The 14,054-nt window shown below is 45.9% G+C and carries 13 protein-coding genes; 11 read left to right on the top strand and 2 right to left on the bottom strand.

Annotated features, from left to right (window positions below; all coding sequences use genetic code 11):
• On the top strand, positions 1–700 hold a 700-nt coding region (gene holA / locus AC5V8P_RS15850; protein ID WP_495473717.1), incomplete at its 5' end, for a DNA polymerase III subunit delta.
• Between the two features lie 83 nt (positions 701–783).
• On the opposite strand, the gene rpsT is transcribed toward holA, so the two are convergent.
• On the bottom strand, positions 784–1,056 hold the full coding sequence (rpsT, locus tag AC5V8P_RS15845) for a 30S ribosomal protein S20 (protein WP_014282531.1): 273 nt from the start codon (positions 1,054–1,056) through the stop codon (positions 784–786).
• 198 nt (positions 1,057–1,254) lie between these two features.
• Between rpsT and gpr the strand changes: the two genes are divergently transcribed.
• The 6 genes from gpr (at position 1,255) to AC5V8P_RS15815 (ending at position 8,395) form a co-directional block, all read left to right on the top strand.
• Positions 1,255–2,256: a GPR endopeptidase gene (gene gpr, locus AC5V8P_RS15840; RefSeq protein ID WP_063210060.1), complete on the top strand. Its 1,002-nt coding sequence runs from the start codon at positions 1,255–1,257 to the stop codon at positions 2,254–2,256.
• A gap of 233 nt (positions 2,257–2,489) precedes the next feature.
• Positions 2,490–3,743: a stage II sporulation protein P gene (locus AC5V8P_RS15835; protein WP_064796009.1), complete on the top strand. Its 1,254-nt coding sequence runs from the start codon at positions 2,490–2,492 to the stop codon at positions 3,741–3,743.
• 26 nt (positions 3,744–3,769) lie between these two features.
• Positions 3,770–4,279 carry a hypothetical protein gene (locus AC5V8P_RS15830; RefSeq protein ID WP_063210062.1) on the top strand — a complete coding sequence of 170 codons (510 nt, stop codon included), beginning with the start codon at positions 3,770–3,772 and terminating at the stop codon, positions 4,277–4,279.
• 71 nt (positions 4,280–4,350) lie between these two features.
• Positions 4,351–6,165: a translation elongation factor 4 gene (gene lepA / locus AC5V8P_RS15825; protein WP_063210063.1), complete on the top strand. Its 1,815-nt coding sequence runs from the start codon at positions 4,351–4,353 to the stop codon at positions 6,163–6,165.
• Between the two features lie 409 nt (positions 6,166–6,574).
• On the top strand, positions 6,575–7,762 hold the full coding sequence (hemW, locus tag AC5V8P_RS15820; RefSeq protein ID WP_064796010.1) for a radical SAM family heme chaperone HemW: 1,188 nt from the start codon (positions 6,575–6,577) through the stop codon (positions 7,760–7,762).
• 156 nt (positions 7,763–7,918) lie between these two features.
• The gene (locus AC5V8P_RS15815; RefSeq protein ID WP_064796011.1) at positions 7,919–8,395 is read left to right on the top strand and encodes an N-acetyltransferase; all 477 of its coding nucleotides are present in this window, start codon (positions 7,919–7,921) and stop codon (positions 8,393–8,395) included.
• A gap of 84 nt (positions 8,396–8,479) precedes the next feature.
• Here the strand turns inward: AC5V8P_RS15815 and AC5V8P_RS15810 are convergent, their stop codons facing one another.
• Complete coding sequence (locus AC5V8P_RS15810) at positions 8,480–8,986, bottom strand: hypothetical protein (protein WP_231116774.1); 507 nt, start codon at positions 8,984–8,986, stop codon at positions 8,480–8,482.
• A gap of 383 nt (positions 8,987–9,369) precedes the next feature.
• Between AC5V8P_RS15810 and hrcA the strand changes: the two genes are divergently transcribed.
• The 4 genes from hrcA to dnaJ form a co-directional block, all read left to right on the top strand.
• Entirely contained in the window at positions 9,370–10,401 is a 1,032-nt protein-coding gene (gene hrcA, locus AC5V8P_RS15805) for a heat-inducible transcriptional repressor HrcA (RefSeq protein WP_063210066.1), read from the top strand.
• A gap of 121 nt (positions 10,402–10,522) precedes the next feature.
• On the top strand, positions 10,523–11,095 hold the full coding sequence (grpE, locus tag AC5V8P_RS15800; protein ID WP_064796013.1) for a nucleotide exchange factor GrpE: 573 nt from the start codon (positions 10,523–10,525) through the stop codon (positions 11,093–11,095).
• An 86-nt stretch (positions 11,096–11,181) separates the two neighbouring features.
• Positions 11,182–13,017 carry a molecular chaperone DnaK gene (dnaK, locus tag AC5V8P_RS15795; RefSeq protein WP_063210068.1) on the top strand — a complete coding sequence of 612 codons (1,836 nt, stop codon included), beginning with the start codon at positions 11,182–11,184 and terminating at the stop codon, positions 13,015–13,017.
• A gap of 247 nt (positions 13,018–13,264) precedes the next feature.
• A partial coding sequence (gene dnaJ, locus AC5V8P_RS15790; RefSeq protein ID WP_495473716.1) for a molecular chaperone DnaJ occupies positions 13,265–14,054 on the top strand: 790 nt, incomplete at its 3' end.

The following is a 14,054-nucleotide window of genomic DNA, read 5'->3' as shown; positions in this document are numbered from 1 at the left end:
TGACTATAGTGTCATCGTTTTTACGGTTCAGGCTGAAAAGTTGGATGAACGGAAAAAGATTGTCAAGAAACTGAAAAGTGATGCTTCCGTTATTGCCTTTGCCCCTATGGGTGGAGATGATCTTGTGGCTTGGCTCCATAAGCGTGCAGCAGAAAGAGAAGTGCAATTGGCAGCAGGGGCGGCTGAGAGACTCATACAATTCACGGGTACTGGGCTTCAATCCTTGGCTGCCGAGATCGATAAGTTGTGCTTGTACGCAGGAGCACAGGGAACGATCTCGTCCGCTGTCATTGAGTCCCTTGTGCCTCGTAATACAGAGCAGAACGTATTTGCGATGGTTGAGGATCTGGCTAATTTGCGGTTGGATAAGGCGCTTAGTATTTTTTATGAGTTGCTTAAGCAAAAAGAGGAACCAATCAAGATCGCAGCTTTGATCACCCGACAGTTTCGCATTATGTTGCAGGTCAAAGAGCTGGCAGGTCAAAGCTATTCACAGCAACAAATTGCGAGTCAGCTCAGCTTGCATCCTTATGGGGTGAAAGTTGCAGGGGACCAAGCACGGCGTTTCCGTCCTGAGCAACTGCGCCAGCTTCTCTATGAGCTGGGCGAGCTAGACTATCATATGAAGACAGGTGTCGTTGACAAGGTATTGGGGCTGGAACTATTTTTGATGAAAATGGGAGCGGGTGCTTCAATCTAATCCCATAAAGTTATAAACTAAAAAATCCTGATCAGCCAAGGCTGGTCAGGATTTTTTCATTAACGTATGAAAGTAGCTCTTGCTTACGCTTGAGCTGTAAGAGCGTTAAGTTTTTTCGCCAAGCGGGATTTCTTGCGAGCAGCTGCATTTTTGTGGATCAAACCTTTAGTTACAGCCTTGTCCAGCTTTTGGGAAGCCACTTTGAAAGCAGCAGCAGCAGTTTCAGCTTCGTTATTTACCAACGCTGTATCGGCAGCTTTTACTGCTGTACGAAGCGCAGATTTTTGGGAAGCGTTCAACGCACGGCGTTTGTCGCTAGTTTTAACGCGTTTGATAGCGGATTTGATGTTTGGCATTACATTCACCTCCTGTAAAGGCATTACTTATGAACACAAACGTTTCACAACTTAAAATATTTTAGCATGCCGTACCTCAAATTGCAATAAGAAAACATTCTGAGACGATGCAAATTACAGGATGAAAATGGATGTGCATAAACCTGTTGGGTGGCTCGCACACTATAGCCAGTGATGGTATATAAGGAGGGGTAAGAGATGGATCTGGATTTGCAGAAGTATGCAGTCCGCACGGATTTGGCATTAGAGGCAAGAGAACTGGCAGAACGAAATCAGCCTGTACCGCTGGCGGGTATAAATGAGAACGTGGAGGAAGATAACGGTATTAAAATTACACGGTTGGATGTATTAAATGAAGAAGGAGCCAACCGGATCGGACGGGTACAAGGGCATTACGTTACGCTCGAAGTACCTGGCTTGCGTGAAGGCGACACTGGGCTCCAGCAGCGGGTAGCTATTACCTTTGCAAAAGAAATGGAGCACTTTATACAAAAAATAGGGATTTCTAAGACGGCAAAAGTGCTGGTGGTAGGTTTGGGAAATTGGAACGTTACTCCTGATTCGCTGGGTCCGCTTGTCGTTGAAAATTTAATGGTGACCCGTCAATATTTTGAACTGACACCTGATCAGATCAACCCGGGATATCGGGATGTGAGTGCGATTGCACCGGGTGTTCTGGGTATTACGGGAATCGAATCCAGTGAGATTGTTCAAGGTATTGTGGATCGCACAAAGCCAGAACTGATTATTGCTATTGATGCTCTGGCATCACGTTCACTGGAGCGTGTCAATACGACCATTCAGGTGGCGGACATCGGAATACATCCAGGTTCAGGTATTGGCAACAAGCGGCGCGGCATCACCAAGGATATTATGGGAGTTCCGTGTATCGCGATCGGTGTTCCCACGGTATGCTACGCTTCAACCATAGTCAATAATGTAATCGAATTGATGAAAACGCATTTTACCAAAGAAAAGGCTTCTACCAAAGTAATTCTGGGGATGTTGGATGATATTTCAGAACCTGAGAGACTCGGGCTGGTGAGAGAGGTACTTCAACCATTAGGGCATGATTTGATTGTCACTCCAAAAGAGATTGATGAATTTATTGAAGATATCGCAAATATCATTGCGACTGGATTGAACGCTGCTCTGCATGAGGCGGTTGATCCTGACAATGTCGCCGCGTATACGCATTAATGAAAGGCTAGCAAAACCATCTTTCTAAGACACAGACACAAAAATCTCTATTTAACAGGCATCCTATCTCTCTCAAAAAGGGATGGAATTTACCTGTAGATAGAGATTTTTTTGTTCTAGTAATTGTTCTCCGTTCATAGAGTTGAAGTATAAGAGATTTCCGCAACGGATAGGAACCCTGTGTTCTGAAGTAAAAAAGCGGGTTTCGACGGGACGAAGGAGGACAAGCTCACATGAAAAAAATTCAGACCTGGAACGTCGGAAGATGGAGAAGAAAAGGTATCGAAATTTTGGCGATGGGACATACGCTTGTGCTGCTTATCATGGGCTCGGCGCTTTTATTTGTCGTTTTGGGATTAGGAGGGTTGGCAGAAAATCGTTTGCAAACCTCTCCTGTTTCTTCGATGAAAGGATTGGCGGGCTCAGTGTCCAGCGGTTTTTTCGCGGATATGCTAGGTATGGAGGTACCCCATTTGGCACAAAAGAAGCAGCATTCTTCGTTGTCGGGGGAACAATGGTCACCATTTGTTTTTCAGATGCTTACAGGTATTAATCCGCAGGATCCCAAAAGCCTCATTGCTCGTGAAATTCCTGGTATGTCTGCGGGAGCGCCTGTCTTGCTGCGCAAGGGTTCGGGGAACATCAAGGTGGAGGGTCCTGAGGACTATCAGCCTGATCAGGGAACGACGGATACCCCTGGAGGATCAGACACAGCTGAGAACCCGCCATCTACTACACCGGATATTCCGACAACACCGGAAACAGACCCCGCCCGTAAGGATGATCCAGTTGATGCCGCCAAAGGAGAGAAGCGGATATTAATCTACCACTCTCATCCGAGAGAAGCATATAACCCATTATTAAGCAAAACCAGCTCTAACCCCAATTCAGGTTCCAAATCAGCCAATGTATCAAGGGTGGGGGACTTTGTAAAGAAGGGACTGGAAAAGAAAGGGATATCCACACTGCATGTAAACAAGGATTATGCGGCCACCGTTCAAAATTACAATTGGAACTACTCTTACAAATATTCACGCGAAACCGTCAAGGAAGCTTTGGCTCAAAATAAAGGTTTAACTTATCTGCTTGATATTCATCGTGATTCTCAACGTCATGGAAAAACAACAGCCACTATTAATGGACTCTCTTATGCCAAAGTGTATTTTATCATTGGACATGACAACAAAAATTGGCGCAAAAATGAAGCTTTTGCCGCTCGTATTCATGAAAAACTGGAAAAATCATATCACGGCGTATCGCGCGGTGTATGGGGGAAAGATGGCGGCAAAGGAAACAACGGGGAATACAATCAAAGCTTGTCTTCCCATAGCATTTTGATTGAAATCGGGGGGATTGATAACACCGAGGAGGAGTTAAAACGGACCTCTGACGTTTTGGCGGACATGATCAGTGAAGTGTATTGGGAAGATCAGAAAGCACAAAAGGCGGATACCCATGTATCTGACAACCAAAAGAGCGGCAATTAAATGAGGTAGTAGGAAGGGGGATATAAATGTCTGGACATTTTCGTAAAAAAGCGCTCGGATTTGTGCTTCTGGTCGGGGCAGGCGTGTTACTTGGCATGCAGCTGGCAGGCTCTGGCCTGCGCTCAGTCTATGGCCCGGAATGGGCTGAGAATCCAGTTTCATCGGTAACTCAAAAGAATGTTGAATACGAACAGACGGTGATTGAGGATACCCCGGCAGCTAATGCCCGAGCGTATAACCGTACGTATAATACAGGTGGAAAGGTCGAATCGGAGCCACAAACGGACATGAATGCAGAGAAACCAAACGAACGAAGCGAGGAGCAGAGCACACGCTGGACACATGAATGGGACACGAAAACTGCACAAGATGACAATACCCGGCAAGGTTTGGAGACACCTCGTGAACTGTTAGCCGTCAAGGCGCAACAGGCATCGGTGGATACCATGGCCGACAAGACGGCTGGACTGCTTCAAAACCTGTCAAGAAAGAGCATTCGCTGGGTTGTATCTGTATTTGACGGGGTAACAGAATAGAAATATTGCTGACCCCCCTTACAACTGCTATAATAAGCTGATTGATACTAGGCATTGTGTGGGGGTAAGGCATGACTGATATTTTGGCAAGACAACGTAAAATTCGGAACTTTAGTATCATTGCACATATAGACCATGGTAAATCCACGCTGGCTGACCGGATCTTGGAGTATACCGGTGCACTCACTTCCCGTGAAATGCAGGAGCAAGTGCTTGACCAGATGGAACTGGAGCGGGAGCGCGGGATTACGATTAAGCTCCAGGCAGTGCGACTCACCTATAAGGCCGATGACGGCGAAGAGTACATTTTGAATTTGATTGATACCCCGGGACACGTCGATTTTACCTATGAGGTATCCCGTAGTTTGGCAGCCTGCGAAGGTGCTTTGCTGGTAGTAGACGCAGCGCAGGGGATTGAAGCCCAGACACTGGCTAACGTTTATTTGGCGCTCGACAACAATCTGGAGATTTTGCCGGTGCTTAACAAAATTGATTTGCCGAGTGCTGATCCTGAACGGGTTAAGCAGGAAATCGAGGATGTTATCGGCTTGGACACAAGCGAGACTGTACATGCTTCAGCCAAAGCTGGAATCGGTATCAAGGAAATTCTGGAACAGGTGGTCAGAAGTGTGCCTGCTCCGCAAGGAAATCCGGATAATCCACTCAAGGCGCTTATATTCGATTCGCATTATGATCCTTATAAGGGCGTTATCGTATATGTACGTGTTGTGGATGGCAGTATCCGCGCAGGTTCGAAAATTAAAATGATGGCGACTGACAAAACGTTTGAAGTCATTGAGGTTGGAGCTTTCATGCCACGTATGACAATCGTGGACGAGCTGAATGTCGGTGATGTTGGTTTTATTGTTGCCGGAATCAAGCATGTGGGCGACACACGTGTCGGGGATACGGTGACGGATGCCAAAAATCCAACACCAGAGCCGATGCCAGGCTATCGGAAAATTAATCCGATGGTGTATTGCGGTCTGTATCCGATTGAAACATCGGAGTACAACGACCTGCGTGAGGCGCTTGAAAAGCTGCAGCTGAACGATGCTTCGCTTAGCTTTGAACCGGAAACATCCAGTGCGCTGGGCTTTGGTTTCCGTTGCGGTTTCCTTGGTCTGCTCCATATGGACGTCATTCAAGAACGTATTGAACGTGAATTCAATATTCCGCTGATTACAACGGCACCGAGCGTAATTTACCGTGTACAATTGACTAACGGGGAAACGATTGAAATCGATAACCCTTCCAACTACCCGGAAGTAGGACGTATTGAACATGTGCAAGAGCCATATGTTAAGGCAGGCATCATCGTGCCAAATGATTACGTAGGTACGGTTATGGAGCTTTGCCAGACCAAGCGTGGTGAGTACGTGAACATGGAGTATCTGGATACAACACGGGTAACGATTACGTACCAGATTCCTTTGTCTGAAATCGTATATGATTTCTTTGATCAGCTTAAATCCAGCACCAAAGGATATGCTTCCTTTGACTATGAAATTTCAGGCTATCGCCAGTCTAATCTGGTGAAGATGGATATTCTGTTGAACGGCGAGCAGGTCGATGCCCTGTCGTTCATCGTGCATAGAGATCGGGCTTATCACCGCGGACGCATCATTTGTGAGAAGCTGCGCGAACTGATTCCGCGTCAAATGTTCGAGGTGCCAATCCAGGCATCTGTAGGAACAAAGGTAGTTGCGCGTGAAACCGTTAAGGCTATGCGTAAAAACGTCTTGGCCAAATGTTATGGCGGCGATATTTCCCGTAAACGGAAGCTGCTTGAGAAGCAAAAAGAGGGCAAGAAACGTATGAAGCAGGTCGGTAACGTAGAAGTACCACAGGAAGCATTTATGGCGGTACTGAAGATAGATGAGTAAAGCAGTTTGAAGTATTCGTCCATTCTTTCATGGGGCATTGGCCAGCATGAAGAATGGACGTTCTTTATTTGAGCAAGCTATTCAAGACGTAGATCTCGTTCAAGTTACAATCAGCGTAACAAAGCATAGTATCATTAAAACTTTAGCGTATCTCTAAGTAGAGTTTCTTTTACTGCAACACCTACACCATAAAAAATGATCGACTTGTGGTGGGCAGCAGCGGAGTGGGCCATTTGAATCTGGAGAAGCGTAGCGTTCGCCTTTACTCCCCAATTTTATCCCTAAGAGTGTTTATATAATAAAAAATTGGCGAGTAACAGCGATCAGAAGATCAAATGGAACACGAAGCGCTTGGTCTCAACTCGGCTCATTTTCTCACTATATCCTGAAATCGACAAGGAGGATCGGTATGACCGCATCCATACAAAAACATGAATATTCATCCGCACCTCAAGCGGTTTATTTGCATATACCTTTCTGTACGAATAAATGCTTTTACTGTGATTTCAACTCTTATGTGCTCAAGGATCAGCCTGTTATGGAATATCTGTATGCCTTGGAACGGGAGATGGAACATACGGTCAAACTTCACCCGCCTGGGGAGATAAAGACCATTTTTGTCGGGGGCGGAACACCAACGACTCTCAATCCGAAGGAAATGGAATATTTCCTGAAGAGCGTTCGCACCTATTTTCCAAACTGGGCGGAAGATATTGAGTTTTCCATGGAAGCTAATCCGGGTACAATTGATTTTGAAAAACTTTCTGTGATGAAAGAAGGCGGCGTCAATCGACTCAGCTTTGGGGTGCAGGCTTTCCAGAATGAGCTGCTTACAGGCATAGGTCGTATTCATAGTACAGATGATGTCTATCGTAGTTTGGAAAACGCACGAAAGGCTGGCTTGGATAATCTGTCGATTGACCTGATGTTCGGTTTGCCGAATCAAACGGTGGACATGCTGGATGAAAGCGTCAGTAGAGCGCTGGAGCTAGAGCTTCCTCATTACTCGATCTACAGTTTGAAGGTTGAAGAGAACACGCTTTTCCACACGCTGTACCAGAAAAATCAGCTGCCACTTCCACATGAAGATGACGAACTGGAAATGTATTTACTCCTTATGCGTCGCATGAAAGAAGCGGGGTATGAACAGTATGAAATTAGTAATTTCGCAAAACCAGGTTTGGGAAGTAAGCATAATATGACTTATTGGCGTAATGAGGATTATTACGGTCTCGGCGCCGGGGCACATGGTTATGTCGGCAGAGAGCGTCACATGAACATTAAGGGTATTAACCCTTATGTGGAGGCTACTCGGAATGGTCTGCCGCGTCTGGATAGCTTTGAAGTGCCGACGGCGGAAGCCATGGAGGATTTCCTCATGGTTGGTTTGAGAATGCTGGAGGGTGTGTCCAAATCCCGCTTTAAAGCTCAATTCGGTCAGGCGTTGGAAGACATATTTACAGTGCCTCTCGGAAAAATGCTGAATGCGGGATTAATCGAATCGATCGAGGATGGGTATCGTTTGAGCGAACGCGGCATTTTATTCGGAAATGATGTATTTGCAGAGTTCATCGGGTCGATCACGGCAAATGCATAGGTTGCAGACTTCAATACAGCACGTTTTCACCGTATAACCTGTACTATCTTTGTATTACACCATTCTGCCACAGCAGGGTAAATGGAGTATTGCGATTCTATGCGTAATGTTGTATATTTATTCATTATATGCGGCAAGCGGCAGGAGGAGAGCAAGATGGCTTCAGTGTGTAAAGATGTATTGTGCAGAAGTGCGGTTCCTGAGGATGTGGAGCCTTTATATCAAATGATTAGCGGCTATGCAGAGCGGGGGATTATGCTGCCACGTTCAAGGGAAGTGCTTACGCGCCAACTGGAGCTGTTTATTGTTGCAGAGGTGGATGGCCAGGTCGTTGGTTGTGGTTCTTTATGCAAATTGGGCGCTGATTTGGTGGAGATTCGCTCCCTTGGCATCTCTGAGGGACATAAAGGAATGGGAATTGGCTCCAAGCTTGTGGAGGGCCTTATTATAGAAGCACGGCGGCAACGTATTCCTAAAATTATGGCATTGACCTACGAGGTATCCTTTTTTATAAGAAACGGTTTTGATGTTGTTAGCAAAGAGATTTTCCCTGAAAAGGTATGGACCGACTGTATTCACTGCAGCAAGCAAAACAATTGCGATGAAATCGCAGTATTGAAAGTACTGAACTGACCTGGTAATAATGAGGTCAGTTCAGTTTTTTTTATCAGGACATAGTTGTGCGTATGTATTGCAGCTTGTAATGTTTGCCCTTGTTCATTTCTCGAAGTTTTGGAGCAACCACCAAATGAATTGATGATGAGGCTTCAGTTCCGAGGGTATTTCACTCAGGCTGCTTATGGGATGTTCCCAGTAATAATCCGTATCATTATAAAAGTATGTAGTGCCATCTAACGGAACTTGATGTTTGTATTTATACAAGGCGACAACGTATTTTTCAGACTCTCCGATTCGGCTTGGACGATATGTGTACTCTTTCCAATCGGCTGGTGTTAAATCATCATAATGTGATATAGCTGTAACACTATATTTTATTTGCTTGGGAATACTTGGACTGAATTCTTGCGGGTAAAATAAAATGGTATTCCACATGCTTAACAGAATGGTAGGGACCAGGATAAAGACACACCACAGAGTTCTTAATTTACGAATTAGATGGATTACGGAAATCATAAGGGCAGCGTTCAGAATAAAAGTTAGTGGCAAAGCAACGATTCTGCCTAGTCCTGTGTACGGAAACAACTCAATCAAAATGTAAAACATACAAATTGTGGGTAAGAGTGCGATTAGGGCGTATAAAAGGTTACGGCGCTGGCTTCTCAGATCTCATTCCTCCTTTAGGGCAATGAAGTTAAAACAGCTTGGGGACACAATCTCAAATTTTTCTGTTTTCTGCCCTATAGATAAATACGGTTTGGATATGATGAATAATGAGGTTTTAGGTGAAAAATTGCAAACGCTCTGTTTTACCATAGTGATCAAAATGGATGTAATAAATATCGTTTATTGAAAATACTGATCTGACTTGACAATGATCAGGTCGGTTTGGTATTTTTGTATTATCAGTTAGCACTCATCGCGAACGAGTGCTAATGATTCCATTTCACAATCATGCTATTATGGATAAACGATAAGGGGGGATTCGCTTGTTAACCGAACGTCAGAGACTCATTTTGAATGCGATTATTGATGACTACATCCGTTCGGCTGAGCCAGTGGGTTCCCGCAGCATATCCAAAAGGCAGGATGTCGGATTCAGCCCAGCCACGATCCGTAATGAAATGTCGGATTTGGAGGAACAGGGCTATCTGGAGCAACCCCATACTTCTGCGGGACGCATCCCGTCTCATAAAGGCTATCGTTATTATGTGGACCATTTGGTGCCGCTAAATACACTGAAGCCTGTGGAAATGCGGGAACTAAAAGCCTTTTACGCCGAAAAGCTGAATGTAATGGAACAAGTGATCCAGCATGCATCAGGCATTTTGTCCCATATGACCAATTATACTTCCATCCTGCTTGGGCCGGAGGTTTTTCATACTTCGTTGCGTCATTTTCAGCTGTTGCCGCTCAACGAAACGACGGCAGTGGCGATTATCGTGACCAATACAGGTCAGGTGGAGAATAAAACGGTGGATATTCCGCCAGGAATCTCAATCTCCGAAATGGAAAAGGTTGTGAATTTGCTGAACAGCAAGCTGGTCGGTGTGCCGATTTATCAGCTTAAATCACGCCTTTACACCGCGCTTGGTCAGGAAATGGAGAAGCATGTGTCTCATTTTGAGGACGCTATGAAGGTGCTGGATAAAGCACTTGATAATGAATCGGATCAGCGCTTGTATTTAAGCGGTGCGACGAACATGCTGAATCAACCTGAATTTAAAGATGTAGAAAAGGTTAAACATATTCTTGATCTGCTGGAGGAAACACCAACGCTGCTTAAACTGATGACCCCTGTAGCCGGAGCACCTGAAATTCAAGTCCGCATCGGTACGGAAAATGATCATGAGGCGTTTGCTAATTGCAGCCTGATTACTGCTACATATGCAGTAGACGGAGAAGCGTTGGGCACGATAGGTATATTGGGGCCGACGCGGATGGAATATGCGAGAGTTATTAATATTTTGGGTATCCTGTCTAAGGATTTGACCGCAATGCTAACGCAACGGTTTAAATAAAATAAGATCGCACAGGTTGCGGTCCTACATGTTCCGCGCTGGGATACGGTTTGTATCCTGCGCGGGTGCATTGTTGCGTGCTTTTGTAAGGGGAGTTACAACTTGAAGGAGGTGAAACATTTTGAAAGAAGAACAAGCGTTCCAAGATGAAAAACAACAAAATGTAAGCACAGAGGAAGCCGCCGAAACGAGCCAGCAGGAAGAGCCGGTGAATGAAGCGGCAGCACTGGAAGCCGAGGTAGAAGACACAGAGGTGGCCAAACTTCGTGCAGAGGCTGAGGAGCATCAGCAGCGGTTACTGCGTGCACAGGCGGATTTTGACAATTTTCGCCGTCGTACGCTGAAAGAAAAGGAAGAACTTGCTAAATATGCGTCTATGAAGCTGGTTACCGAGTTAGTACCTGTTTTGGATAACTTCGAGCGTGCGCTGGCAACAGCATCACAAGGAGCGGAGTCTGAGTCATTCACGAAAGGGGTGGAAATGATTTTCCGCCAGTTTGAGAGTGTGCTTCAGGCAGAGGGAGTAACGGCCATGAATGCAGTTGGACAACCGTTTAACCCTGATTTCCATCAGGCTATTATGCAGGTAGAGAGCGAAGAGCATGATGAAGGCATTGTTGTTGAAGAGGTACAAAAGGGATACATGCTGAAGGACAAGGTGCTTCGACCAGCAATGGTAAAAGTTAGCATGTAACTTTTTCTATATACATTAGACTTACATCATTCTGATCAACTATTCTGGCCTGAGGGCCTCGTATATACAGAAGGAGGAATTGTCCGATGAGCAAAGTAATCGGTATTGACTTAGGTACAACCAACTCTTGTGTGGCTGTTATGGAGGGCGGCGAAGCCGTCGTTATTCCAAATCCGGAAGGCGCACGCACAACCCCTTCCGTGGTCGGTTTCAAAAAAGATGGGGAGCGTATTGTAGGGGAAACGGCAAAACGCCAAGCCATTACAAACCCGGATCGTACAATTATGTCCATCAAGCGCCACATGGGTACAAGTCACAAAGAAAACATTGATGGTAAGGAATATTCTGCACCGGAAATTTCCGCTATGATTTTGCAAAAGCTGAAAGCCGATGCTGAGGCATACCTAGGCCAAACGGTTTCTCAAGCAGTTATCACTGTTCCTGCTTATTTCAATGACGGTCAACGTCAAGCAACTAAGGACGCAGGTAAAATTGCCGGTCTGGAAGTTTTGCGGATTGTCAATGAGCCAACAGCAGCTGCATTGGCATATGGTATGGAAAAATCCGAAGACCAAACAATCCTTGTATATGACTTGGGCGGCGGTACATTCGACGTATCCATTCTGGAACTCGGCGATGGTTTCTTCGAAGTTAAAGCAACAAGCGGCGACAACAAGCTGGGTGGCGATGACTTTGACCAAGTGATTATTGATTACCTCGTAAATGAGTTCAAGAAAGATCAAGGTATTGATCTGAGCAAAGATAAAGCAGCTGTACAACGTCTGAAAGACGCAGCAGAAAAAGCTAAGAAAGAACTGTCCGGCGTATTGACAACAACTGTTTCCTTGCCGTTTATTACCGTAGCTGACGGCGTTCCGCAGCACTTGGAGTTGAACCTGACTCGTGCGAAGTTTGAAGAATTGTCCGCAGATCTGGTAGAACGTACTTTGGGACCTACTCGTCAAGCGATGAAAGATGCAGGCATGAGTGCTAGCGACATCGACAAAATCGTTTTGGTCGGCGGCTCCACACGTATTCCAGCTGTACAAGAAGCCATCAAAAAGCTGACAGGTAAAGAGCCTCACAAAGGCGTAAACCCTGATGAAGTGGTAGCTTTGGGTGCGGCAGTTCAAGCAGGTGTATTGACAGGTGATGTGAAAGACGTCGTTCTTCTTGACGTAACTCCACTGTCCCTCGGTATCGAAACTGCAGGTGGCGTATTCACTAAAATGATTGAACGCAACACGACAATCCCTACGAGCAAATCGCAGGTATTCTCGACATATGCCGACAATCAGCCTAGCGTAGAAATTCACGTACTGCAAGGTGAACGCGAAATGGCAGCAGGCAACAAAACGCTGGGCCGTTTCCAATTGGGAGATATCCCTCCAGCACCACGTGGTGTACCGCAAATCGAAGTTACCTTCGATCTGGATGCGAACGGTATCGTGAACGTATCTGCTACAGATAAAGGCACAGGCAAAAGCCAAAAAATTACGATCACTTCTTCCAGCGGCTTGAGCGATGAGGAAGTAGAACGTATGATGAAGGATGCCGAATTGCATGCGGAAGAAGATAAGAAACGCAAAGATTTGGTAGAAGCGAAAAACGCTGCAGACCAACTGATCTACTCTGTAGACAAAACGATTAAAGATCTGGGCGAAAAAGCGGATGCAGGTGAAGTCGAAAAAGCCAATGCAGCTAAAGAAAATCTGCAAAAAACGCTGGAATCCGACAATCTGGAGGACATCAAAAAAGCTACTGAAGAACTGACTGAAATCGTTCAGCAATTGTCTGTGAAATTGTATGAGCAAGCCGCTCAAGCAGCACAAGCTCAAGAAGGAGCAGCAGACAACAAAGGCCGTGACAATGTAGTTGATGCGGACTATGAAGTTGTTGACGAAGATCAGAAGAAAGACTGAGCAACGGATCGGGTAGTTACAACTTTACGGTATACTGGTGCGTTATGATATACTGGACAGTAATTAGCAGCGTAGCTGCCTTGATAAATAACAATTAGCCTAAGGGTAACCGTTATTTCCAAGATAAATAAGCATATTACGGGTTGTACTGCCTTGAAAGATGGGAAGGTCAAAGCCGGGTCATCCCGCGCCTTTGGCTTTCCTTTTATATGTAGTGCAGACACGTTGTAGGCATGGGGGTGGAACATTGGCTGATAAGCGTGATTATTATGAGGTGCTGGGTGTCGCAAAAGGCGCTTCGGATGAAGAAGTCAAAAAGGCCTACCGTAAACTTGCGCGTCAGTATCATCCGGACGTGAACAAGGCTGCGGACGCTGAAGCAAAATTTAAAGAAGTAAAAGAAGCTTACGATGTCCTCAGTGATGGCCAGAAGCGGGCAAGATATGACCAATACGGTCATGTAGACCCGAATCAGGGCATGGGAGGCGGCTTCGGTGGTGCCGACTTCGGTGGCGGATTTGGTGATATTTTTGATATGTTCTTTGGTGGCGGCAATGGTCGACGTGACCCGAATGCACCGCAACGAGGGAACGATCTTCAATATACGATGACGATTGAATTCAAAGAAGCGGTATTTGGTAAAGAAACCGACATTCAAATTGAACGTACGGAAACATGCGATACGTGTCATGGTACAGGAGCCAAAGCGGGCACTCAACCACAGACCTGTTCCGTCTGCCACGGCAGTGGACAGGAAGAAGTGGTGCAGAATACACCGTTTGGTCGCATGGTTAATCGTCGCGCCTGCTCCAATTGCGGCGGTTCCGGTAAAATCATCAAAGAAAAATGTACGACTTGTAGTGGATCAGGCCGTGTCCGCAAGAAACGCAAAATTCATATCCGCATTCCAGCGGGTGTGGATGATGGCGCACAAATGCGTATCAACGGTGAAGGCGAAGGCGGGGTCAACGGAGGACCGGCAGGTGACTTGTACGTCGTATTCCGCGTGAAGTCGCACGACTTCTTTGAGCGTGAGG

The sequence above is a fragment of the Paenibacillus sp. N119s genome (assembly GCF_059447605.1).
The sequence above is the reverse complement of the archived record's forward strand: the minus strand, read 5'-3'. Positions and strand labels throughout refer to the sequence as shown.